Source organism: Streptomyces sp. MP131-18 (assembly GCF_001984575.1).
Classification (GTDB): domain Bacteria; phylum Actinomycetota; class Actinomycetes; order Streptomycetales; family Streptomycetaceae; genus Streptomyces; species Streptomyces johnsoniae.
Genome location: NZ_LZNS01000001.1, coordinates 1844244 through 1867863, shown reverse-complemented (window position 1 = coordinate 1867863; position 23620 = coordinate 1844244). Strand labels below are relative to the sequence as shown.

Sequence of the window (23620 nt, the reverse complement as noted above, 5' to 3'; positions counted from 1 at the left end):
GTCGCCTCCTGAAGCCGATCGGGAGGGGACCCACATGGGCGGAGTGGTGCGTCGCCGGGGGCGGCTGGGGCGAGCGCTTTCCGGGGCCGCCGTGGCCGTCGGGTGTGTGCTGTTGCTCGGCGGGTTCGTCCTGGCCGCCGTGCTGTACCAGCCCTACACGGTGCCGACCAGCTCCATGGCGCCGTCGGTGACCTCGGGGGACCGGGTGCTGGCGCAGCGGATCGACGGCGGGGACGTGCGGCGGGGCGACGTCGTGGTATTCCGCGACACCTCGTTCGGCGAATCCTTGATGATCAAGCGCGTGGTCGGGGTCGGTGGCGACACGGTCGCCTGCTGTGACGAGCGCGGACGCCTCACGGTGGACGGCGAGGCGGTCGACGAGCGGTACCTGGACGAGGAGTACGGCGCCGCGCCGAGCGGCTTCGAGGCCGAGGTGCCGGAGGGGGAGCTGTTCCTGCTCGGCGACGACAGGGCGGATTCGCTCGACTCCCGCAGCCTGCTGTCCGAGACCAGTGCCGGAACGGTTCCTCTCGACGCGGTCTCGGCCCGCGTCGAGGCGACGGTGTGGCCGCTGGATCGTTTCGGCCTGCTGCCGAGGCCGGGCGGCTTCGAGGGGCTTGACGGCGGGATCTCCGGTTCCGGGCCGCTGCGGCCGCTGTTCTACGCCACCAGCGCCGGTGCGGTGCTGATCCTCGCGGGTGCCGCGTACGCGCCACTGGCCCGCCGGGCGGGAAGGAACCGACCGCCACGGCGTGCGGATGTCCCGGGTGACGCACAATGAGGGAACGCACGGCTGAAGGGGATCACGCCATGAGTGCCGAAGACCTCGAAAAGTACGAGACCGAGATGGAGCTCAAGCTCTACCGGGAGTACCGGGACGTGGTCGGGCTATTCACGTATGTGATCGAGACGGAGCGCCGCTTCTACCTCACGAACGACTACGAGATGCAGGTCCACTCCGTGCAGGGCGAGGTGTTCTTCGAGGTCTCCATGGCTGACGCCTGGGTCTGGGACATGTACAGACCGGCCCGTTTCGTCAAGCAGGTCCGGGTGCTGACGTTCAAGGACGTGAATATCGAGGAGCTGAACCGCAGCGAACTCGACCTGCCGGAGGACTCTGGCTTCGGCGGCGGCGAGCGGAACGCCTGAGCGAGCGCCCTCACCCGATTGGGGGGCGAAGTTATCCCCAGAGCCTGACTTGTCCACAGATTTCGTCTCCGGTCCCCGCGGGGGCCCGTGGCGCGGCAGGCTGGCGGTATGACGGTAGTGACCGCTTTGCTCTCCGTGATCCTGCTCACTGTTCCGGCGGCCCAGCCCTCGGGGGTCTGGCCGGTGCCCGGCACCGGCGGGGCCGCGCGCCCGCTCGTCGGCCGGTTCTGGGAGCCCCCGCCGAAGCCGTGGGCGGCCGGGCACCGCGGAGTCGATCTGATCACCGAGCCCGGGGCGGTGGTGCGGGCGGCGGCCGCGGGGACGGTGGTGTTCGCCGGGCAGGTCGCCGGGCGCGGGGTACTCACCATCGAGCTGATGGACGGGGCGGGCGCGCCCTCCGGGCTGCGGACCACGTATGAGCCGGTGCGGGCCTCGGTCGCGGTGGGGGCTTCGGTCGCGCCCGGCTCGCCCGTCGGCACGCTGGCCGCTGGCCCGTTCCACTGCGCGGCGCCCTGCCTGCACTGGGGGCTGCTGCGGGACGAGACCTACCTTGATCCGCTCTCCCTGCTGCCGCGGGAGCTGCTACGGGGCCCCTCCCGGCTGCTGCCCGTCGACGGCGTCCCGCTCCCGGAGGAGGCCGCCGGCGACTCCGTCGAGGGCGATGCGCAGCGCGCTCGCGGCGACGTGGTCCGCCGGCGGGGCGGCGGGGGACGCCGCGCAGCGGACGGCCGCGTCCACGACGCCCTGGAGGAGCGCCGCCGCCACCCGCGGCTCGGGATGTCCGAGGTCCGCCATGACCCCGACGACCATGTCGAGCAGGCCGCCGTGCGCGGCCCTGATCCTTGCCCAGGCGGCGTCCGGCGGGATGCCGGCCCGCGCCGTGGCGTCCCGGTCGCCCGCGGCGATGGCCATGACGGCCCGGTGGCGCCCGTCCGAGGCCAGGGCCAGCTGGTGGGTGACATACGCCGCCACCTTGGCGCGCGGGCCGTCGGCCGCTTCCATCGCGGCCTCGATCTCCGCGGCCCAGAGCGGCAGATCGGCCGTGCACAGCTCCTCGACCAGGGCCGCCCTGGAGGGAAAGTACTCATAAACCGAGGACCGGGCCAGGCCGGTGCGCCGGGCCAGGGCGGGAAAGGTCAGTGCCTCGACGCCGCCCTCCGACAGCAGTGACCTGGCCGCGTCCAGCAGAGCGGCGCGCTGCATCTTGCGGTGCTCGGCCACCGTGGCCGCTCGGATTCTGGGCACCTTTTCACTCTAGAGCGTGGCCGCCCCGGGATCGGCCCCTTCGTCGTCAGCCGTTGACGTCCGCGAGCTTGGCGCGCAGCTGGAGCACGGACTTGGTGTGGATCTGGCTCACCCGGCTCTCCGTGACGCCGAGCACCTCGCCGATCTCCGCGAGCGTGAGTCCCTCGTAGTAGTAGAGGGTCACCACGGTCTTCTCACGCTCGGGCAGCGTGTTGACGGCGCGGGCCAGCAGCCGCCGCAGCTCGCGGTCCTCCGCCACCTCCACCGGATTGTCCGCGGCGGTGTCCTCCAGCGTGTCCATCAGGCTCAGCCGGTCGCCGCCCTCGGAGCCGGCGTGCAGCAGCTCCTCCAGGGCCACCACGTTTGCCAGGGACAACTGTCCGAAGACCGTGTGCAGTTCATCGAGGGTGACGCCCATCTCCGCGGCCACCTCGGGCTCGGAGGGGGTGCGCCGCAAGGACGCCTCCAGGGTGGCGTAGGCGCGCTCGATCGCGCGGGCCTTCTGCCGCACCGACCGCGGAATCCAGTCGAGCGCCCGCAGCTCGTCGATCATGGCGCCGCGAATGCGGGTGATGGCGTACGTCTCGAACTTGATGGAGCGCTCCGGGTCGAACTTCTCGATGGCGTCGATGAGTCCGAACACTCCCGAGGAGACGAAGTCGGCCTGCTCCACATTGGGCGGCAGCCCCACGCTGACCCGGCCGGCCACGTACTTGACCAGCGGGCTGTAGTGCAGGATCAGCTGCTCCCGCAGCCGTTCGTCGCCGGTGGCCTTGTAGGAGCGCCACAGCTCGGCGAGCGCGGTGGGGGCGGCGGCAGTTGTGGCGCGGTCCGCCGCGGCCGGCGCTGCCGGAGCCGCGTGCTTGGGCCCCAGGGAGTGCTGTGGCATGCGTCGTCTTGAGCCGTTCTTCGGGTGTGCGTGCGGGGGGTGCTGGTCGAGGGCGGCGAAAACCCTGTGAGCGTAGCGTGACTGAAGGGTTGCTTTGTGCACGTGGCGGCGCCGTCGGCATGCGCAGATACGTTCCGCTGGGCGCACCGTGGTGTTATGCGCCGACGCCGGTGCGGGCGTCGCCCTCGTCCGCGTGTCGGGGATCGCCCCGGCACAACTGCCAGCGATCGGCCACGCGTTCGACGAAGCCTAGGCAGCTCAACTCCCGCAGTCTCGCCTCCGCCGCCTGCGGGCTGGTGCAGGCGCCCCGGGCCACCTCCTCCGCCGTGGCGGGCCCGGAGGCGGGCAGCGCGTCGAGCACCTGCCCGGTCCGCGGCGCCAGAAGATCCCGCGGCACGGCAGGACCGGCCTCCTCGGCGGCCAGCTCGCCCATGTCCCCCGCCAGCTCGACGATGTCGGCCGCATCGCGGACGAGCGTCGCCTCCGACCGGATCAGCCGATGGGCTCCGGCGGAGAGACCGGAGGTCACCGGGCCCGGTACGGCCATCAGATGCCTGCCGAGCCGCCGCGCGTGTCGCGCGGTGATCAGCGAGCCGCTGCGCCGGGCCGCCTCCACCACCACCGTGCCCCTGGTCAGGGCGGCGATCACCCGGTTCCGCTGGATGAAGCGACCGCGGGTCGGATGGTCGCCGGGGGCCAGCTCGGCCACCAGCAGCCCGCGCTCCGCGATACGGCCGAGCAGCTCGCGGTGCGCGGCCGGGTAGCTGACGTCGACCCCGCACGCCAGCACCGCCACCGTCGAGCCGCCGACCGCGAGCGCGCCCCGGTGCGCCGCCGCGTCCACGCCGTACGCCGCGCCGGAGACCACCGTCCAGCCCCGCTCCGCCAGCGCGGTGGCCAGCTCGGCCGCCACGTGCGCCCCGTAGTCCGTGCAGGCCCGCGCGCCCACCAGCGCAACGGAGCGCAGCGCGACGAACCGCAACGAGCACGGACCCCGCACCCACAGGCCCACGGGCCGCGCGGGGCCCAGATCGTCCAGCTGACTGGGCCACTCCCGGTCATCAGGACACAGGAAGCGCCCGCCGAGGTCCGTGATCCGGGCCAGATCCGCCTCGGGGCGGGCGTGCCGGGCGCGCAGCCGCAGCCCATCCCACCGGTCGGCCGGCGCCCGCACCGGCCGGGGCCCGCCGTCCCGCAGGGCCCGCCACGTCCCCACCGGCCCCAGCTCGGCCAGTAACCGCCCCACCAGCTCGTCGCCCGGCTCGGCGACCCGCGCGAGTGCCGCCCTGGCCAGCCTGGTCTCCGCGTCTGGCCCGCTCACGGCAGGCTGCCGACGACACCCGCGCCGCGGCGCACACCGGTCCGCAGCTCCAGCGCGGCGTCGACGTCCTGAGCGGTCGGCCGCCCGTGGCCCGCGAGATCGGCCACCGTCCACGCCACGCGCAGCACCCGGTCAAGACCCCTGGCGGTGAGCAAACCGCGGTCCAGATCCTGCTCCGCCCTGGCCAGCGCGCCCGGCTGCGGGACCCAGCGGGTGCGCAACTCGTGTCCTGGCACCTCGCCGTTGGTGCGCCAGCCCGCGTCGGCGTACCGGACCCGGGCCCGCTCGCGGGCCGCGTGCACGCGCTCGGCCACCACCGCGGTCGACTCGCCGCCCCCGGCCGCGACCAACTCGGCCCGGCTCACCGGGTCCACCGGGACCCGCAGGTCGATGCGGTCGAGCAACGGCCCCGAGAGCCGTGCCCGGTAGCGTCTGACGACGCTCGGCAGGCATTCGCAGTCCCCGCCGGGCGAACCGTGTCTGCCGCAGGGGCACGGATTGGTGGCGAGGACGAGGAGGACCCGGGCGGGCATCCGGACCGTACCGGCCGCCCTGGCCACCACCACCTGCCCCGACTCGAGAGGCTGCCGCAGCGCGTCGAGGACCTGGCCGCTCATCTCGGCCGCCTCGTCGAGGAAGAGGACCCCGTGGTGGGCGAGGGACATCGCGCCCGGGCGGGGCAGGCCGCTGCCGCCGCCGACGAGGGCCGCCATCGACGCCGAGTGGTGCGGCGCGCAGTACGGCGGGCGGTCCACCAGCGGGCGGCCCGGCGGCAGCGAGCCGCCCACCGAGTGCACGGCGGTGACTTCCAGGGACTCCTGCCGGGTCAGGGGCGGCAGGAGCCCGGGCAGCCGCTCCGCGAGCATCGTCTTCCCCGCGCCAGGCGCCCCCTTGAGCAGGAGGTGGTGCCGGCCGGCGGCGGCCACCTCCAGGGCGCGGCGGGCCACGCGCTGGCCGGAGACCTCCGTCATGTCCGGCGGTGCCTCGCCGGCCGGCGGCCCCGAGAGGTGGCCGGACGGCGGGTGCCCCCAGCCGGCGCCCGGCGTCGTGGTGTGCGGGCCCAGCTCCTCGGGCGCGGGCTCCTCCGGCACCGGCTCGTCGGCGAGCACCGCGATCAACTGGCGGAGACTGCGCACCCCGAGGACCGCGACGTCCGGCACGAGGGCGGCCTCGCCCGCCGCCTGCTCGGGCACCACCACCTGCCGGTACCCGGCGTCCGCCGCGGTGAGCACGGCGGGCAGCACCCCGCGCACCGGTCGGACCCGGCCGTCGAGTGCCAGCTCGCCGATCATCATGACGTCCGCGATCACCCGCGGATCGATCCGCTCGGCCGCGGCCAGCACGCTGCACGCGACCGCGAGGTCGAACCCGCTGCCGCACTTGGGCACCGCCGCCGGGCTGAGGCCCACCGTCAACTTCTTCTGCGGCCAGGGCGCACCCGAATTGATCACCGCGGCCCTGACCCGGTCCCTGCTCTCGCTCAGCGACTTGTCGGCGAGGCCGACCAGGGAGAACGCGGCGACCCCGGGCTCCAGATCGGCCTGGACCTCGACCACCACGCCCTCGACGCCGACCAGGGCGACCGCGCAGGTGCGGGCGAACGCCATCACGCCACCCCCCGCGCGTGCTCGACCAGCGGCGCCCCGCGGGTGGGCAGCAGCACCCCGATCAGGTCGATGCGCAGTCCGCCGGGCGGCGGCTGGTCGAACACCGTGAGCCAGCGCTCGCACAGCCACCACTGCGCGAGGCGGCGCAGCCGCTCCGCCTTGTCGGGCGTCAGCGCCGCCATCGGGTGCTGGAACCGGCCGCCGCGCCTGGTCTTCACCTCGCAGACGACCACGGCCCTGCCGCCGGCCGTGCGGTCCTGCGCCACGATGTCGATCTCTCCGGCGCGGCACCGCCAGTTCCGCTCAAGGACGGTCATGCCCGCGTCGCGCAGCCGCCGTACGGCCACGTCCTCTCCGAAGCGGCCGAGTGCTCCTCGCTGATTCATCCGCCTCACCTCCGTCACCGACTGTGACGAAGTCGCGCCCAACAAGTGGATCTTGGTGGATAACTCTGTCGTTGTGGATAACTTCCTCACCCCTTCGAGGGAGGTGGTCACCGGTCGCCCGGGCCTGTTCCGGTCCCGTACACTGCTCGTGGCGATCCGGAGTCCCGGATCGACCTCGCATGCCCCGCCACTTCGGCACCAGGGTCCTCCCGCGGTGCCGCGGTGGCCGCGTTTCTCGGTCCGTGGAGCAGCCTCGCGTCAGGGGCGGGACCCCACGGCACAGCGCGTCGGGGCGTCAGGAGTGCCGCCCAGCCGGGCGGCGCTGACAACCGAGCGTCACAAGGAGAACGGCCATGGCCGTCGTCACGATGCGGGAGCTGCTGGAGAGCGGCGTCCACTTCGGGCACCAGACCCGCCGCTGGAACCCGAAGATGAAGCGGTTCATCTTCACCGAGCGCAACGGCATCTACATCATCGACCTGCTCCAGTCGCTGTCGTACATCGACCGCGCCTACGAGTTCGTCAGGGAGACCGTCGCCCACGGCGGCACCGTCATGTTCGTCGGCACCAAGAAGCAGGCGCAGCAGGCCATTGCGGAGCAGGCCGCGCGGGTCGGCATGCCCTACGTCAACCAGCGTTGGCTCGGCGGCATGCTCACCAACTTCTCGACCGTGCACAAGCGGCTCCAGCGCCTGAAGGAGCTGGAGCAGATCGACTTCGACGACGTGGCGGCCTCCGGCCTCACCAAGAAGGAGTTGCTGGTCCTCTCCCGCGAGAAGGCGAAGCTGGAGAAGACCCTGGGCGGCATCCGCGACATGCAGAAGGTGCCCAGCGCCGTCTGGATCGTCGACACCAAGAAGGAGCACATTGCCGTCGGTGAGGCGCGCAAGCTCAACATCCCGGTCGTCGCGATCCTCGACACCAACTGCGACCCGGACGAGGTCGACTACAAGATCCCGGGCAACGACGACGCGATCCGTTCGGTCACGCTCCTCACCCGCGTGATCGCCGACGCCGTCGCCGAGGGCCTCATCGCCCGCTCCGGTGCCGCCGAGGCCAAGGGCGGCGAGAAGCCGGCCGGCGAGCCGCTGCCCGAGTGGGAGCGCGAGCTGCTCCAGGGCGCCGAGGAGAAGGCGGCCGAGGAGAAGGCGGCGGAGGACAAGCCCGCCGAAGAGCAGCCCGCCGAGGACAAGCCCGCCGAGGACAAGCCTGCCGAGGAGCAGCCCGCACCGGCCGCCGAGGCGACGGAGACGCCTGCCGAGCAGACCAGCTGACGCCAAGCGATCCGAACGACACCCCGGAAGAGAATTACGTAACCATGGCGAACTTCACCGCCGCCGACGTCAAGAAGCTCAGGGAGCTGTCCGGCGCCGGCATGATGGACTGCAAGAAGGCCCTGGACGAGGCCGAGGGCGATGTCGCCAAGGCCGTCGAGATCCTGCGCGTCAAGGGGCAGAAGGGTGTGGCCAAGCGCGAGAGCCGCACCGCGGAGAATGGCGCGGTCGTCGCCGTTCTCGCCGAGGACAGCACCTCGGGCGTGCTGGTCGAGCTGAAGTGCGAGACGGACTTCGTCGCCAAGGGCGACAAGTTCCAGGCGGTGGCCCAGGCCATCGCCGAGCACGTCTTCGCCACCGCGCCCGAGGACCTCGCGACGCTGCTGGCCTCGGAGATCGAGTCCGGCAAGTCCGTCAAGGACTACGTCGACGAGGCCAACGCGACCCTGGGCGAGAAGATCGTTCTCGACCGCTACGCCCGCCTCGCCGGCGGCTATGTCGCCTCCTACCTCCACCGCACCAGCCCCGACCTGCCACCGCAGGTCGGCGTGCTGATTCAGCTGGAGCAGGAGAACGCCGAGGTCGCCAAGGATGTCGCGCAGCACATCGCGGCGTTCGCGCCCCGGTACCTCACCCAGGATGAGGTGCCCGCCGACGTCGTCGAGAGCGAGCGCCGCATCGCCGAGGCGACCGCGCGCGAGGAGGGCAAGCCCGAGGCCGCGCTCTCCAAGATCGTGGACGGCCGGGTGAACGGCTTCTTCAAGGAGCACGTCCTGTTGAACCAGCCGTTCGCCAAGGACAACAAGAAGACCGTGCAGAAGGTGCTGACCGAGGCGGGCGTGGCGGCAAACGGCTTCGCGCGCTTCCGCGTCGGCGCCTGACCTCGGCGGACGCACCGGGCCGCCGCGCCGTCCGCGGCGGAACGGACGTTACCCGGCTATTGTCGGGCGGAAGGCCGTCCGGCCGTGGCATCACACGGTCGGCGCGACCGCAGTTGTGACGAGGAGGCCATTGCCCAGCAGGGGAGCCGCAAGGGTCCACTGGCAGTGGCCTCCTCGGTGTGTGTGCACGAGGAGAGTTCCATGAACCAGGACGACAAACCCCGCCGTTTCCTGCTGAAGCTGTCCGGAGAAGCCTTCGCCGGCGGCGGCGGACTCGGTGTCGACCCCGACGTCGTGCACAAGATGGCCCGGGAGATCGCGGCAGTGGTCCGCGACGGCGCACAGATCGCGGTGGTGATCGGCGGTGGCAACTTCTTCCGCGGCGCCGAACTGCAACTGCGCGGTATGGACCGGGCCCGCTCCGACTACATGGGCATGCTCGGTACCGTCATGAACTGCCTCGCCCTCCAGGACTTCCTGGAGAAGGAAGGCATCGACTCCCGGGTGCAGACGGCCATCACCATGGGCCAGGTCGCCGAGCCCTACATCCCGCTGCGCGCCGTGCGGCACCTGGAGAAGGGCCGCGTCGTCATCTTCGGCGCGGGCATGGGCATGCCTTACTTCTCGACGGACACCACGGCCGCCCAGCGGGCGCTGGAGATCCACGCCGAGGCGCTGCTCATGGGCAAGAACGGCGTGGACGGCGTGTACGACTCGGACCCGGCGAAGAACGCGGCGGCGGTGAAGTTCGACGCGCTCGACTACGGCGAAGTCATCACCAGGGATCTGAAGGTCGCCGACTCCACGGCCGTCACGCTGTGCCGGGACAACAAGCTGCCGATCCTCGTTTTCGAACTGCTCGCGGAAGGCAATATCGCCCGTGCGGTAAAGGGTGAGAAGATCGGCACACTTGTGAACAGCCAGGGCCGGCGGGCCTGAAGCGCCCAGCGGGCCGCCGCACGCGACGTCATTCACGTCACACACATCGAACCAGGAGCACGTGGTGATCGAAGAAGCCCTCCTCGAGGCTGAAGAGAAGATGGAAAAAGCGGTCGGAGTCGCCAAGGACGACCTCGCCGCCATCCGCACCGGCCGTGCCCACCCGGCGATGTTCAACAAGATCGTGGCCGAGTACTACGGCACCATGACGCCGATCAACCAGCTGGCGTCCTTTTCGGTGCCCGAGGCGCGTATGGCCGTCATCACCCCCTTCGACAAGAGCGCGCTGCGCAACATCGAGCAGGCGGTCCGGGACTCCGACCTCGGCGTCAACCCGACGAACGACGGTCACATCATCCGCGTGGTCTTCCCCGAGCTGACCGAGGAGCGGCGGCGGGAGTTCATCAAGGTCGCCAAGACCAAGGGCGAGGACGCCAAGATCTCCATTCGCGGGGTGCGCCGCAAGGCCAAGGAGATCATGGACAAGGCCATCAAGGACGGCGAGGTCGGCGAGGACGAGGGCCGTCGTGGCGAGAAGGAGCTCGACGACACGACCGCCAAGTACGTCGCGCAGGTGGACGAGCTGCTCAAGCACAAGGAAGCCGAGCTGCTCGAGGTCTGATCCGAGAAGGACGCTGTCATCCGTGAACGAATCATCCTGGGGGCCGCCCCCGGCCGCCGGGTACGTCGGAAGGACCGAGCAGGCCGGCCCCGCCCCGGCGGGTCCCGTGCGCGAAAACCGGCATGCGGCGCAAACTCCCCCTATGTCGATCGTGCCCGACCCCGGCGGCGGTGAGCCGGAGCAGCGTCCAGACCGTGCGGCCCGGCGCCCCAGGAAGCGCGCTGGCCGCAATCTGCGTGCCGCCGTGGCGGTCGGACTCGGCCTCGGCGCCGTCGTCCTCGTCTCGCTGTTCGTCTACAAGCCGGCGTTCCTCGGCGTGATAGCGGTGGCCGTCGTCGTGGGGCTGTGGGAGCTGTCCTCGCGGCTTGCGGACCGCAAGGGAATCCGGGTGCCGCTCCCGCCGCTGGCGGTGGGCGGCGCCGCCATGGTCATGGCCGGCTACCTGCGCGGTGCGGAGGGCGCGTGGGTGGCCGTCGCGCTGACGGCGCTCGCGGTGCTGGTGTGGCGGATGGCCGCGCCGCCGGAGAACTACCTGCGGGACGTGACGGCCGGCGTGTTCGTCGCGTTCTACGTGCCGTTCCTCGCGACGTTCGTGGCGCTTATGCTCGCCGCGGACGACGGCTCCTGGCGGGTGCTCACCTTCCTGCTGCTGACCGTCGTCAGCGACACCGGCGCGTACGCCGTGGGCTGGCGCCTCGGGCGCCGCAAGCTTGCGCCGCGCATCAGCCCGGGCAAGACCAGGGAAGGGCTGGCCGGTGCCGTGGTGTTCGCCATGGCTGCCGGGGCGCTGTGCATGCACTTCCTGATCGACGGCGGCACCTGGTGGCAGGGTCTGCTCCTGGGCCTGGGGGCGGCGGTCAGCGCGACCCTCGGCGATCTGGGCGAGTCCATGATCAAGCGGGATCTGGGCATCAAGGACATGGGCACGCTGCTGCCAGGACACGGCGGGATCATGGACCGGCTCGACTCGCTGCTGCCGACCGCGCCCGTCGTGTGGCTGCTGTTCCTGGCGTTCGTCGGCGCGGAGTAGCCGCGGTATCTGCGACACTGGCTGGACCATGCCTGCACCTGGAGAGCTGACCTTCGTCGCGCCCCGCGGGGCCGCCAAGCCCCCGCGGCACCTCGCCGACCTCGATCCACAGGAGCGCCGGGAGGCCGTTGCCGCGCTCGGCGAGAAGCCGTTCCGCGCGCAGCAGCTTTCGCGCCACTACTTCACGCGCCTGACCGACGATCCGGCCGAGTGGACGGACGTCCCGGCCGCGGCCAGGGAGCGCCTGGCGGGCGCGCTGCTGCCGCGGCTGATGACCGTGGTGCGGCACCTCGCCTGCGACGACGGCGCCACCCGCAAGACACTGTGGCGGCTGCACGACGGGACGCTGGTGGAGTCGGTGCTGATGCGCTACCCGGACCGGGTCACCATGTGCGTGTCCTCCCAGGCCGGCTGCGGGATGAACTGCCCGTTCTGCGCGACGGGGCAGGCCGGGCTCGACCGGAACCTGTCGACGGCCGAGATCGTGCACCAGATCGTCGACGGCATGCGCGCGCTGCGCGACGGCGAGGTGCCGGGCGGCCAGGCGCGCGTCTCCAACATCGTCTTCATGGGGATGGGCGAGCCGCTGGCCAACTACCGGCGCGTGACCGGCGCGATCCGCAGGCTGACCGACCCGGGCCCGGACGGCATCGGCCTCTCCCAGCGCGGCATCACGGTTTCGACGGTGGGTCTGGTCCCGGCGATGCGGCGGTTCGCCGAGGAGGGGTTCGCCTGCCGGCTCGCGGTGTCCCTGCACGCGCCGGACGACGAGCTGCGGGACACCCTGGTGCCGGTCAACACCCGCTGGAAGGTCGCGGAGGTGCTGGACGCGGCCTGGGCGTACGCCGAGCGGTCGGGCCGCCGCATCTCCATCGAGTACGCGCTGATCAGGGACGTGAACGACCAGGCGTGGCGGGCCGACCTGCTGGGCCGTCTGCTGAAGGGCCACGGCGCCCACGTCAACCTCATCCCGCTCAACCCGACGCCCGGCTCCAAGTGGACCGCGTCCCGCCCCGAGGACGAGCGGGCGTTCGTCGCCGCCCTGGAGCGGCAGGGCGTGCCGGTGACCGTGCGGGACACCAGGGGCCAGGAGATCGAGGGGGCCTGCGGCCAGCTCGCCGCGGCCGAGCGGTAGCCCGCGCTGCTATCGTTGGTTCGAACATCCGATCACATGCCATCACATAGTCCGACAGGGGAGCGCTCGCAGCGCTGAGAGTGCGGCACCGGCCGCAGACCCTCGAACCTCGCCCAGGTCATGCTGGGTAGGAAGTTCGGATCGCTCTCGTGCTGCCCGCGTGCGCCCTGCCCCACGCGTCATGAAAGCGGCACGATGAAGCGCAGCCTGATAGTCGTTCCGGTGCTCGGCCTGCTCGCGGTCGCCTGCGGCGGCGGGGAGGCGGGCTCCGGGGGTGACGAGGTCACCCTGGTCACCCATGACTCCTTCGCCGTCTCCGACGAGGTCCTCGACCGGTTCACCGAGGAGACCGGCTACACGGTGCGGGTGCTGCGCGGCGGGGACGCCGGGATCGTGGTCAACCAGGCCGTGCTGTCCCAGGGCAACCCGCAGGGCGACGTGTTGTTCGGCGTGGACAACACGCTCCTCTCCCGCACGCTCGACGAAGACGTCTTCGCCCCGCACGAGGCCGAGGGGCTGGCCGCCGTGCCGGAGGAGTACCGGCTCGACGGGTCGGAGCACCGCGTCACCCCCGTGGACACCGGCGACATCTGCGTCAACTACGACAGGGCCTGGTTCGAGGACCGCGGCCTCGCCCCGCCCGGGACCTTCGAGGACCTCGCCGACCCGGCCTACCGTGACCTGCTGGTCGTGCAGAACGCGGCCACCTCCTCGCCGGGGCTCGGCTTCCTCCTCGCCACCGTCGCCGCGTACGGCCAGGACGGCTGGCAGGACTACTGGCAGCGGCTCGCGGACAACGGGGTGGAGGTCGTCGACGGCTGGGAGCAGGCGTACAACGAACGGTTCTCCGGGGCGGGCGACGGCGACCGGCCGCTGGTCGTCTCCTACGCCTCCTCGCCGCCCGCCGGCGTGGTCTACGGCGGCGAGGAACGGCCGGAGCAGGCGCCGACGGGCGTGGCGCCCGACACCTGCTTCCGGCAGATCGAGTTCGCCGGGCTGCTGGCGGGCGCCGCCAACGAGGAGGGGGGCCGGGCCCTGCTGGACTTCCTGCTGAGCCAGGAGTTCCAGGAGGACATGCCGCTCCAGATGTTCGTGAACCCGGTGCGCGAGGATGCCGCGCTGCCCGAGGAGTTCACCCGGTACGGGGAGGTCGTCGACGAGCCGTTGACCGTGGACGCGGAGCTGATCGCGGCCCACCGCGAAGAGTGGATCGACGAGTGGACCTCCCTGGTCGTCAGGTGACGCGTACGGCCGCCCTGCGCCGGGCCGCGCTGCTCGCGGTGCCGGTGGCGTTCTTCGCGCTGTTCTTCGCCTATCCGGTCGCGGCCATCACCGGCCGCGGGCTGAAGGAGGACGGCGAGTGGCGGCCCGGCACGGCCTTCGAGGTGCTGACCGATCCGGGCGTGGGACAGGTGCTGTGGTTCACGCTGTGGCAGGCCGCCGCCTCCACGGCGCTCACGCTGGCTCTCGCGCTGCCCGGCGCCTACGTCTTCGCGCGGCTCGACTTCCCCGGCAAGCGGGTGCTGCACGCGGTCGTCACCGTCCCGTTCGTGCTGCCGACGGTCGTGACGGGCGCCGCGTTCCTCGGCCTCACCGGCCGCGGCGGGCTGCTGGACGACCTGTGGGGGGTACGCCTCGACACCGGCGTGTGGGCGATCCTGCTGGCGCACGTCTTCTTCAACTACGCCGTCGTCGTGCGCACCGTCGGTGGTCTGTGGGCCCAGCTGGACCCGCGGCAGGAGGAGGCGGCGCGGGTGCTGGGGGCCGGCCGGTTCGCGGCGTTCCGGCGGGTGACGCTGCCCGCGCTCGGCCCCTCCGTGGCCGCCGCCGGGCTGATGGTCTACCTGTTCACGTTCACCTCCTTCGGCGTCATCCAGATCCTCGGCGGCCCCCGCTACGCGACGCTGGAGGTCGAGATCTACCGGCAGACCGCGCAGCTCCTCGACCTGCCGACCGCCGCGGTGCTGACCCTGCTCCAGCTCGCCACCGTCGGCGTGCTGCTCGGCGTGCACGCCTGGATCGTGCGCCGCCGGGAGTCCTCGCTGGCGCTCGTCGACGCCGCGCACACCGCCCGTCCGCCGCGCGGCGCTGGGGAACGGGCCCTGCTCGGCGGCACCCTGGCCGTGATCGCGCTGCTGATCCTGCTGCCGCTCGGCGTCCTGGTCGAACGTTCCCTCTCCGGCCCGGACGGCTACGGCTTCGCGCACTACCGGGCTCTCGGCTCCCGGTCCGGCGGCACGTTCGCGGTCGCGCCGTGGGAGGCCGTCGGCAATTCGCTGTCCTACGCCGCCGTCGCCACCCTGATCGCGCTGGCCGTCGGCGGTCTTGCGGCGGCGGCGCTGACCCGGCGCGCGGGCCGGTTCACGCGCGGCTTCGACGCGCTGCTGATGCTGCCGCTCGGCACCTCGGCCGTGACCGTCGGCTTCGGTTTCCTCATCGCCCTCGACGAACCGCCGCTCGATCTGCGCTCCTCGTGGATACTCGTGCCGCTCGCGCAGGCGCTGGTCGGCGTGCCGTTCGTGGTGCGCGTCATGCTGCCGGTGCTGCGCGCGGTCGACGACCGGCTGCGGCAGGCCGCCGCGGTGCTCGGTGCCTCGCCGTGGCGCGCCTGGCGCGAGGTGGACCTGCCGCTGGTGCGGCGCGCGCTGCTGGTCTCGGCGGGTTTCGCGTTCGCCGTGTCGCTGGGGGAGTTCGGCGCGACGGTGTTCATCGCCAGGGCCGACCGGCCGACGCTGCCGGTCGCCGTGGCCCGGCTGCTCGGCCGGGCCGGGGAGCTGAACTACGGGCAGGCCATGGCGCTGAGCACGATCCTCATGGTGACGTGCGCGCTGACCCTCGTCCTGCTGGAGAGCCTCCGCCCCGCCCGGCATACGGAACTGGTGGCCTGATGTCCCTGCTCGAACTGTCCGGAGTCCGCGTCGCCTACGGCGCGCGCACCGCGCTCGACGCGGTGGACCTGCGCGTCGACGCACACGAGACGGTGTGCGTGCTCGGCCCGAGCGGCAGTGGCAAGTCCACGCTGCTGCGCGTGGTGGCGGGCCTGACCGCGGCCGATGCCGGAACGGTCCACCTGGCCGGCCGGGACCAGGCGGGCGTGCCGCCGCACCGGCGCGGCGTCGGCCTGATGTTCCAGGACCACCAGCTCTTCCCGCAGCGGGACGTCGGCGGCAACATCGCGTTCGGGCTGCGCATGCACCGGGTCCCCGCGGGTGAGGCGCGCCGCCGCGTCGCCGAACTCCTCGACCTGGTCGGGCTGCCTGGCGCCGAACGGCGGCCCGTCGCCGGCCTCTCCGGCGGGGAGCAGCAACGGGTCGCGCTGGCCCGCGCGCTGGCGCCGCGCCCCCGGCTGCTGATGCTGGACGAGCCGCTCGGCCAGCTCGACCGCGACCTGCGCGAGCGGCTCGCGGTGGAGCTGCGGCAGTTGCTCCGCGGCCTCGGCACCACCGTGCTCGCCGTCACCCACGACCAGGGCGAGGCGTTCGCGCTCGCCGACCGGGTGGTCGTGATGCGCGAGGGGCGGATCGCGCAGGCGGGCAGCCCGGTCGAGGTGTGGCGGCGGCCCGCCGACGCGTTCGTGGCCCGTTTCCTCGGCTTCCGCAACGTGGCCGCGGCCACCGTGCGGCCGGACGGCCGGGCCGACACCCCGTGGGGGCCCGTGCCGGTGCCCGAGGGCACCCCGCCGGGCCCGTGCCGGGTGCTGATCCGGCCCTCGGGGGTCCGCCTCGGCGGGCCGCTGCCCGCCGCGGTGCGGGCGCGGACCTTCCGCGGCGACCACGTGTTGCTGCACCTGGCGCCCGAACGCGGTCCCGAGCTGGAGGCCGCCTGCCCGCTGCGGGCGGCGCCCGAGGAGGGGGAGACCGTGCGGGTGGGCTTCGACGCGGCCGAGGTGGTGACCCTGCCGGCCGGCCCGGACACTGCCGGACCCTCACTTGCGGGCGGAAGCCGGGAGAAAAGCGGAAGCCGGGAGAAAAGATGAAAGTTTTCGTCTAGGCGGGGCGGCGGCGGCGAAGTAAATTATCGGCCGCAGCCACCAACTCCCCCCGGAGGGACCCGTATGAGACGGTTCCTGCCCATCCTGCTCGCCTGCCTGGGTCTGCTCTGCGGCGGTCTCGCCACCGCAGGGCCGGCCCAGGCCGAGGACAATCCGCCAGAACAGTGGCGCAGTTACTGGGTCGACGCCTTCAACGAGGGCATCTACACGCCGGATCAGGTCAGCACGCTCATCGACGACGCGCTCGCCGTCAACGCCAACGCGCTCATCGTGCAGACCGCCCGCCGTTACGACTGCTTCTGCAACCGTGCCCAGTACCCGCGCACCGACGCCGCCGTCGACCCCGCCCCCTACGACCCGCTGGACGAGGTCATCGCGCAGGCCCACGCGGCCGGTCTCGAAGTGCACGCCTGGGTCAACGTCAACACCATGTGGAACAGCACGACGCCGCCGCGCTCCGCGGACCACGTCTTCAACCGGCACGGCCCGTCCGCGACCGGCGCCGACCGCTGGCTGAACCGGAAGGCGGACGGGACCGAGCTGGTCGGCGCGAACGCCTACGTCGACCCCGGGCACCCGGACGCCGTCGAGTACATCGTGTCCGCGATCCGGAGCATCGTGCGCGAGTACGACGTGGACGGCATCAACCTCGACTACATCCGCTACCCCGACGGCAGCGCGCAGACCACCCACAGCGACTGGGGGTACAACGAGGTCTCGGTGGAGCGCTTCCAGCGGGCGACCGGCCGCACCGACGTTCCCGAGCCGGCGGACCAGCAGTGGAGCGACTGGCGGCGCGACCAGGTGACCGGCCTCGTGCGCCGCATCTACCTGGGCATATGGGAGACCGACCCGCAGGTCAGGCTGTCGATGGACGCCATCACCTACGGTTTCGGCCCGCAGACCACCGGTGGCTGGGAGACCACCCGCACCTACCGCGAAGTACTCCAGGACTGGGCCGGCTGGCTGGACGAGGGAATCATGGACACGGTGGTGGCCATGAACTACAAGCGCGACTGGGACCAGGACCAGGCGCGGATGTACGCCGAGTGGTCGGAGTTCCTGGCCGACAGCCAGGGCGACCGCCAGGCCGTCAACGGGCCCGCGCTCTACCTCAACTCGGTCTCCGACAGCGTCCGGCAGGCCAACCTCGCCCTCGCCCCCACCGCCGCGGGCAACACCGCGGCCGGGTGGAGCGGTTACTCCTACGCCAACCCCAGCATGGACGTGCCCGAGCAGGGCCGCGAGGCCGAACAGGACCGGCTGGCCGAGGCGTTGACGAACGGGCCGGACGCGCCGTTCGCCGAACGGGCCGCCGTGCCCGGGATGCCGTGGAAGGAGGCGCCCGAGGAGGGGCACATCACGGGCGCCCTGACGCTGCGTGACGGCACCCCGCTGGACGGCGCGGAGGTCACCCTCACCCCGATCTTCGCCGCGGGCGGGGAGCGGACCCTGCGCGCCGACGGCTCCGGGTGGTTCGGCTTCGCCCACGTCGACCCGGGGCTCTACCTGGCGCGCGTCGACCTGCCGCGCGGCGTCGTCGGCGTGCCGGTCGTTCCCCTCAAGGTCGGCCGGGGCGGCATCGCGGAGGCGGACTTCCCCGCCTTCCATGCCTTGCCCTGACCCGGCCGGACCGCGGCCCGGCCCCCGGAGCCTCCCCGGCGGGGGCCGGGCCGCGGTCCGCTCACTGCCCCGCGGGCAGCGCGATCAGGTAGGCGGCCAGCCAGGTCAGCGGCACCAGTACCCCGAGCAGCGTCGCCGCCCGCAGCATCGCGGCCCCGCGCAGCAGCGTGCGCGGCGCGCCGAGGCGCGCCAGCGCCGCGGTGGCGGACCTGCGGTCCGCCCGCGCCGTGTCGGCGACGGTGGCCACCGTGCCGAGCGCGCAGGCCAGCACCACGCCGGTGCCCAGCGCCCCGAGGGGCCCGAACTCCCGCAGCCCGTCCAGTTCGAGCGCGGCGAGCAGCGTGGCGGACGCGGCGCACAGCGCGCCGAGCGGACAGCCGAGCCTGCGCGCCTCGCCCTGCAACGTGCGCCCCGCCAGCAGCCGCAGTACGCCGGGCCGCCCGCCGCACAGCAGCCGCCCGCACAGGTACACCAGGCCGGGCGCGGCCAGCACGATTCCGGCCGCGATCAGCAGCCAGCCGCCGACCACGCCCGGCGCGGTGCCGCCGAGCACCCCGGGCAGCGGCAGCCAGCCCTCCGCGGCGCCGTCCCGCGCGTCGTTCCCTCCGTATCCGCACAGCGCGATCCCCGCCCCGGTCAGCGCGGTGCCCCAGGGCAGCCCCGCGGGCGGCAGCGCGGGTGCGGCCCGAGCGGGCTCCTCCGCGGCCCGCCGCCGCGGCGCGGCCGTGCCGCGGCGCAGCGCGAGGCCGCTGGCCGCGGCCGCGGCCGCGGGCGCCACGGCCAGCAGCGTGAGGGCCGCACCGACCGGCAGCGGCCGTTCGGCGGCCAGGGCGTCGCCCGCCGCGCCGTCCAGCGGCAGGCCGGAACCGGAGCCGCGCAGATGCAGGAAGACCAGCAGCGTGAGCGCGCTGCCCAGCAGCCCGGCGATCGCGGTGGAGGCCGCCGCGAGCAGGGGGACCCGGGCGGGGCCCATGCCCGCCATGTCGAGTCCGGAACGGGGCCGCGCCGCCGGATCGGCCCTGGCCACCGCGACGGCCAGCTGGACCGTCGCGGCCAGCGGCACCGCGCACCAGGCGAGGCGCAGCCACGCGGACCGGCCGCCGCCCGGGTGGGCGGTGGCGTACGCCAGCGCGGCCAGCAGCAGGAAACCGACGCCCGCCGCGGCCCCGGCCAGCAGCAGCCTGCGGCACAGGGCCAGCGGCTGGGCGCCGCGGGCTAGGCGGAGAGTGAGCATGCGGCTTCGTTCGCCGCGCCGGCCTCGCGGCCGTCGACGAGGGTGAGCGTGCGGTCCGCCAGGGTGGACACCTCGGTGTCGTGGGTGGCGAGTACGACGGTGATGCTGTGCGAGCGGCCCGCGGTGGTGAGGGTGCGCAGCGCCTGCGCCCGGTCGGCGCGGTGCAGCGGCGCGGTCGGCTCGTCCGCGAACAGCACGTCCGGCTGGTGCACCAGGGCCCGCGCGATGGCGACGCGCTGCCGCTGCGCCTGGAGCAGCGCGGCGGGGCGTTTGCGGGCGCAGTCGCCGACGTCGAGCCGGTCGAGCCACTCCAGGGCGGTGCGGCGGGCCTTGCGGTGCCCGGTGCCCGCGAGCAGCAGCGGCAGCGCCGCGTTCTCCCAGGCCGTCAGCTCGGCGACCAGCTGCGGGGTGTCCCCGACCCAGCCGAACCGGTCGCGGCGCAGCCGCTCGCGCGAGGTGGCGGTGAGGGTGTGGACGGGCATGCTGTTGAACCAGACTTCCCCGCGCCCCGGCACCAGCTGGCCGGAGAGGCAGCCGAGCAGGGTGGACTTCCCCGAGCCGCGGGGGCCGGTGACGGCGATGATCTCGCCCTGCCGGATGCCGAGGGAGACTCCGAGCAGGGCGGGTGAGCCGTTGTGGGCGTAGTGCACGTCGCGCGCCCAGAGCACGTCGTTGTCGGGTGGGGCCATGTCTGCGGCACCTCCGCTCGTATCGTGGTGACTCCTCCGGCCGGGTGAACGAACGGCCGGGGAAACGGTCACAGCCACTCGGCACCGTGACACGGCGCCGCGGGCCGGTGCCCGCCGACTCGGCGAGTAGTCCGAAGAATCCTCCGAACGGTGCACCCCCCCGGCCCGGCGGCGTAAGAAATGCGCTGATCCTGAGGTAGAGGCGCTGTTTTTCCGGGCTGGGGCAGCCGCGAGCGGCGGATCTGTCGTTCGAGGCGGTGTTGTGCGGCAGCCCCCTGGGCATAGGCTGCATAGCCGGAAGGCCCGCAGAAGACCGGACCGGGAAGGCAGGAGGGTGCCGTGACCACCGAGCCGCGCCGTTTGCGCAACTACATCGACGGGGAGTACCGCGACGCCGTGGACGGGCGGACGATGGAGGTGGTGGACCCGGCGAGCGGCCGGCCGTACGGCACGGCGCCCCTGTCGGGTGCGGCCGACGTGGACGCCGCCATGGCCGCCGCCGAGGCCGCGTTCCCCGCCTGGCGGGACGCGACGCCGGCGACCAGGCAGCTGGCGCTGCTGAAGATCGCGGACGCCTTCGAGGCGCACGCGGACGAGCTGCTGGACGTCGAGTGCCGCGACACCGGCAAGCCCCTGGAGCTGACGCGCCAGGAGGAACTGCCGCCGATGCTGGAGCAGATCCGCTTCTTCGCGGGCGCCGCCCGGATGCTGGAGGGCAAGTCGGCCGGCGAGTACATGGCGGGCCTGACCTCCTTCGTGCGGCGCGAGCCGATCGGGGTCTGCGCCCAGGTCACCCCGTGGAACTACCCGGTGATGATGGCCGTGTGGAAGTTCGCCCCGGCGCTGGCCGCGGGCAACACGGTGGTGCTCAAGCCCTCGGACACCACGCCGGCGTCCACCGCCTACGTGGCCGGGCTGATGGGCGAGATCCTGCCGCCCGGCGTGTTCAACGTGGTCTGCGGGGACCGGGACACCGGCCGGCTGATGGTGGAGCACCCCACCCCGGCGATGGTGTCGATCACCGGCTCCGTGCGGGCCGGCACGGAGGTGGCAGCCGCGGCCGCCAGGGATCTGAAGCGCGTCCATCTGGAGCTGGGCGGCAAGGCGCCGTGCGTGGTGTTCGAGGACGCCGACCTCGCGGCGGCGGCCGAGGGGATCAGGGACGCGGGCTTCTTCAACGCCGGGCAGGACTGTACGGCCGCGGCCAGGGTGCTGGTGCACGAATCCGTGCACGACGCGTTCGTCGACGCGCTCACCAAGGCCGTGGCGGAGGTGCGGACGGGCGACGTCGCGGACCCCGACTGCTTCTACGGTCCGCTGAACAGCGAGGCGCACCTGGCGAAGGTCGCCGGCTTCGTCGACCGGCTGCCGGCCCACGCCACCGTCCTCACCGGCGGCCACCGGGTGGGCGAGGAGGGCTACTTCTTCGCCCCGACCCTCGTCACCGGCTGCCGGCAGGACGACGAGATCGTCCAGCAGGAGGTCTTCGGCCCGGTCATCACCGTGCAGAAGTTCGCGGACGAGGCGGAGGCCGTCGCCCACGCGAACGGCGTGGAGTACGGCCTCGCCTCCTCGGTGTGGACCCGGGACCACGCCCGGGCGATGCGCATGTCCAAGGCCCTGGACTTCGGCTGCGTCTGGCTGAACACGCATATCCCGCTGGTGGGCGAGATGCCGCACGGCGGGTTCAAGAAGTCCGGTTACGGCAAGGACCTGTCCGCGTACGGCCTGGAGGACTACACGCGCGTCAAGCACGTGATGACCGCCCTGTAGCGGCGGGGTCGGCCGGGCCGGCCGTTTCCGCTCCGTCAGCCGCGCCGTGCGCCGTCCGCCAGGACGGCGCGCAGCGTCGCGATGCGGTTGGTGGTGATGGCGGTGACGCCGAGGGCGGCGAGCCGGCGCATGGTGCGTCTGCTGTCGGCCGTCCAGGCGGCCACCTCGTAGCCCTCGGCCGCGGCCCGTTCCACCGTGTCCCTGGTCACCAGGCCGAAGCGGTAATTGAGCCAGCGGGGCCGCAGCTCCGCGAGCAGCGAGGGGCGCGGGCGCCCGGTGCGTTTCCAGGTGAGCGCGATCTCGGAGGAGCCGTCGGCGGCGCGCACCGCGCGGAGCGCGCCCGGGTCCCCGCAGTAGTACACGCGGTCCGCCGCGCCCGCCGCGCGGGCGGCGGCGACGGCGGCCCCGGCGAGGGCGGGGGAACGTTCCGGCAGGTCGATCAGGGTGCGCACGGGCGCGGTGACGGCCAGCGCGGCGGCGAGGGTGGGCACGCCGCCGCCGGTCAGCGCGGCGACCTCCGCCGCGGTGCGGTCCGCCACCGCGGCCCGGTGGCCCCACAGCCGCTCCAGCGTCGGATCGTGCAGCACCACCGGCACGCCGTCGGCGGTCAGCCGCACGTCCAGCTCGATCGCGTCGGCGCCCGCGGCGATGGCCGAGGCGAAGGAGGCCAGGGTGTTCTCGCGCGCGAGGTACGGGTCGCCGCGGTGGGCGACGGCGGTCACCCCGGCCATGCGGCGAGGTGGGCGTCGATTTCCTCGTTCAGCCGGGCCTTGCCCGTGCCGTCGAGGAACGAGGCGGCCACCGCGTTCTTCGCGAGCGCGGCGACGCCCGCCGCGTCCAGGCCGAGCAGGCGGGCGGCGACGGCGTACTCGTTGTTGAGGTCGGTGCCGAACATCGGCGGGTCGTCGCTGTTGATCGTCACCGTGACGCCGGCGGCGACCAGGGCGGGGAGCGGGTGTTCCGCCAGGGAGGGCACGGCCCTGGTCGCGACGTTCGAGGTGGGGCAGACCTCCAGCGGGATGCCCCGCTCGGCCAGGAGGGCCATCAGCTCCGGGTCCCGCGCGGCGCTGATGCCGTGGCCGATGCGCTCGGCGCGCAGCGCGGTCAGCGCGTCCCGGATCGTCTCCGGGCCCGTGGTCTCCCCAGCGTGCGGCACGCTGTGCAGGCCCTCGGCGATGGCGCGGTCGAAGTAGGGCTTGAACTGCGGGCGCGGCCAGCCGATCTCCGGCCCGGCGAGGCCGAAGGCGACGAGTCCTTCGGGCCGCAGCTCGCAGGCCATCCGAGCGGTCTCCTCGGCCGCGGGCAGGCCCAGTTCGCCGGGGATGTCGAAGCACCAGCGCAGCACGACGCCGAAGTCGCGCTCGGCGGCGGTGCGGGCGTCCTCGATGGCCTCCATGAACGCGACGTCCGGGATGCCGCGCTTCACCGACGTGTGCGGGGTGACGGTCAGTTCGGCGTAGCGGACCTGCTGGCGGGCCAGGTCGCGGGCCACCTCGTAGGTGAGCAGCCGGATGTCCTCGGCCTCCCTGATCAGGTCGACGACCGAGATGTACAGCTCGATGAAGTGCGCGAAGTCGCGGAAGGTGAAGTACTCGGCCAGCGCCTCGGGGTCCTTGGGCACGGACGTGTCCGGGTGCCGGGCCGCCAGCTCGGCGACGATCCGCGGCGAGGCGGAACCGACGTGGTGGACGTGCAGCTCCGCCTTGGGGAGTGCGGCGATGAAGGCGGTGAGATCGGTCAACGGGGCCTCCGGCGGCTGTCGGTGTCCGTTCATCGTAGGCAGGGGGGCCGGGGCGGTGGACGGCGCCGTAAGGTGGGCGTCTTCCCCTGGA

At 73.1% G+C, this 23620-nt stretch carries 22 protein-coding genes, 1 pseudogene and 1 riboswitch; of the genes and pseudogenes, 14 read left to right on the top strand and 9 right to left on the bottom strand.

From position 1 onward, the window contains the following. Positions 1-34: 34 nt before the first annotated feature. From lepB to STBA_RS35565, 3 genes and pseudogenes are all read left to right on the top strand, one after another. Positions 35-781 carry a signal peptidase I gene (gene lepB / locus STBA_RS08070; protein WP_077058589.1) on the top strand — a complete coding sequence of 249 codons (747 nt, stop codon included), beginning with the start codon at positions 35-37 and terminating at the stop codon, positions 779-781. Between the two features lie 29 nt (positions 782-810). After that, positions 811-1149, top strand: coding sequence for a DUF2469 domain-containing protein (locus tag STBA_RS08065; RefSeq protein WP_077058588.1), 339 nt, complete (start codon positions 811-813; stop codon positions 1147-1149). 108 nt (positions 1150-1257) lie between these two features. Continuing rightward, positions 1258-1647, top strand: a pseudogene (locus STBA_RS35565) (peptidoglycan DD-metalloendopeptidase family protein); the annotation flags it as partial. A gap of 84 nt (positions 1648-1731) precedes the next feature. Here the strand turns inward: STBA_RS35565 and STBA_RS08055 are convergent. From STBA_RS08055 to STBA_RS08035, 5 genes are all read right to left on the bottom strand, one after another. Continuing rightward, complete coding sequence (locus STBA_RS08055) at positions 1732-2370, bottom strand: TetR/AcrR family transcriptional regulator (RefSeq protein WP_077058587.1); 639 nt, start codon at positions 2368-2370, stop codon at positions 1732-1734. Positions 2371-2440: 70 nt separating this feature from the next. Further along, complete coding sequence (gene whiG / locus STBA_RS08050) at positions 2441-3283, bottom strand: RNA polymerase sigma factor WhiG (protein ID WP_077058586.1); 843 nt, start codon at positions 3281-3283, stop codon at positions 2441-2443. A 154-nt stretch (positions 3284-3437) separates the two neighbouring features. Then, positions 3438-4604 (bottom strand): DNA-processing protein DprA, encoded by a 1167-nt coding sequence (gene dprA / locus STBA_RS08045; RefSeq protein ID WP_077058585.1) that lies wholly within the window; start codon positions 4602-4604, stop codon positions 3438-3440. Next, a complete protein-coding gene (locus tag STBA_RS08040; protein ID WP_077058584.1) occupies positions 4601-6211 on the bottom strand; it encodes a YifB family Mg chelatase-like AAA ATPase in 1611 nt (536 codons plus the stop codon). Before STBA_RS08040 ends, dprA begins: the two co-directional genes overlap by 4 nt. Beyond that, positions 6211-6597: a YraN family protein gene (locus STBA_RS08035; RefSeq protein WP_077058583.1), complete on the bottom strand. Its 387-nt coding sequence runs from the start codon at positions 6595-6597 to the stop codon at positions 6211-6213. Before STBA_RS08035 ends, STBA_RS08040 begins: the two co-directional genes overlap by 1 nt. Positions 6598-6950: 353 nt before the next feature. Here STBA_RS08035 and rpsB point away from each other — a divergent pair, with 353 nt between their 5' ends. The 10 genes from rpsB (at position 6951) to STBA_RS07985 (ending at position 18092) form a co-directional block, all read left to right on the top strand. Then, the gene (gene rpsB, locus STBA_RS08030) at positions 6951-7871 is read left to right on the top strand and encodes a 30S ribosomal protein S2 (RefSeq protein ID WP_077058582.1); all 921 of its coding nucleotides are present in this window, start codon (positions 6951-6953) and stop codon (positions 7869-7871) included. Between the two features lie 44 nt (positions 7872-7915). Further along, complete coding sequence (gene tsf / locus STBA_RS08025; protein WP_077058581.1) at positions 7916-8752, top strand: translation elongation factor Ts; 837 nt, start codon at positions 7916-7918, stop codon at positions 8750-8752. Positions 8753-8953: 201 nt separating this feature from the next. After that, the gene (gene pyrH, locus STBA_RS08020) at positions 8954-9691 is read left to right on the top strand and encodes a UMP kinase (protein WP_077058580.1); all 738 of its coding nucleotides are present in this window, start codon (positions 8954-8956) and stop codon (positions 9689-9691) included. A 64-nt stretch (positions 9692-9755) separates the two neighbouring features. After that, positions 9756-10313, top strand: a complete 558-nt coding sequence (gene frr / locus STBA_RS08015; protein WP_077063180.1) for a ribosome recycling factor — start codon at positions 9756-9758, stop codon at positions 10311-10313. 22 nt (positions 10314-10335) lie between these two features. Beyond that, the gene (locus STBA_RS08010; protein ID WP_077058579.1) at positions 10336-11343 is read left to right on the top strand and encodes a phosphatidate cytidylyltransferase; all 1008 of its coding nucleotides are present in this window, start codon (positions 10336-10338) and stop codon (positions 11341-11343) included. Positions 11344-11371: 28 nt separating this feature from the next. Further along, complete coding sequence (gene rlmN, locus STBA_RS08005) at positions 11372-12478, top strand: 23S rRNA (adenine(2503)-C(2))-methyltransferase RlmN (protein WP_077058578.1); 1107 nt, start codon at positions 11372-11374, stop codon at positions 12476-12478. Positions 12479-12524: 46 nt separating this feature from the next. Then, positions 12525-12630: riboswitch (TPP riboswitch) on the top strand. 43 nt (positions 12631-12673) lie between these two features. After that, complete coding sequence (locus STBA_RS08000) at positions 12674-13720, top strand: thiamine ABC transporter substrate-binding protein (protein WP_077058577.1); 1047 nt, start codon at positions 12674-12676, stop codon at positions 13718-13720. Further along, positions 13717-15366, top strand: coding sequence for an iron ABC transporter permease (locus tag STBA_RS07995; protein ID WP_253194582.1), 1650 nt, complete (start codon positions 13717-13719; stop codon positions 15364-15366). Before STBA_RS08000 ends, STBA_RS07995 begins: the two co-directional genes overlap by 4 nt. Then, a complete protein-coding gene (locus STBA_RS07990; protein ID WP_079251793.1) occupies positions 15366-16454 on the top strand; it encodes an ABC transporter ATP-binding protein in 1089 nt (362 codons plus the stop codon). Before STBA_RS07995 ends, STBA_RS07990 begins: the two co-directional genes overlap by 1 nt. Positions 16455-16532: 78 nt before the next feature. Beyond that, positions 16533-18092: a family 10 glycosylhydrolase gene (locus STBA_RS07985; protein WP_077058576.1), complete on the top strand. Its 1560-nt coding sequence runs from the start codon at positions 16533-16535 to the stop codon at positions 18090-18092. A 61-nt stretch (positions 18093-18153) separates the two neighbouring features. Here the strand turns inward: STBA_RS07985 and STBA_RS07980 are convergent, their stop codons facing one another. Then, positions 18154-19326 carry a hypothetical protein gene (locus tag STBA_RS07980; RefSeq protein ID WP_077058575.1) on the bottom strand — a complete coding sequence of 391 codons (1173 nt, stop codon included), beginning with the start codon at positions 19324-19326 and terminating at the stop codon, positions 18154-18156. Next, positions 19308-20015 (bottom strand): ATP-binding cassette domain-containing protein, encoded by a 708-nt coding sequence (locus STBA_RS07975; RefSeq protein WP_077058574.1) that lies wholly within the window; start codon positions 20013-20015, stop codon positions 19308-19310. Before STBA_RS07975 ends, STBA_RS07980 begins: the two co-directional genes overlap by 19 nt. A gap of 339 nt (positions 20016-20354) precedes the next feature. Here STBA_RS07975 and STBA_RS07970 point away from each other — a divergent pair, with 339 nt between their 5' ends. Next, a complete protein-coding gene (locus tag STBA_RS07970) occupies positions 20355-21788 on the top strand; it encodes a gamma-aminobutyraldehyde dehydrogenase (protein WP_077058573.1) in 1434 nt (477 codons plus the stop codon). A 35-nt stretch (positions 21789-21823) separates the two neighbouring features. Here the strand turns inward: STBA_RS07970 and STBA_RS07965 are convergent, their stop codons facing one another. After that, entirely contained in the window at positions 21824-22519 is a 696-nt protein-coding gene (locus STBA_RS07965) for a glycerophosphodiester phosphodiesterase (protein WP_077058572.1), read from the bottom strand. Then, on the bottom strand, positions 22507-23562 hold the full coding sequence (locus STBA_RS07960; RefSeq protein ID WP_079251792.1) for an adenosine deaminase: 1056 nt from the start codon (positions 23560-23562) through the stop codon (positions 22507-22509). The genes STBA_RS07965 and STBA_RS07960 overlap by 13 nt, the downstream gene beginning before the upstream one ends. Positions 23563-23620: the final 58 nt, after the last annotated feature.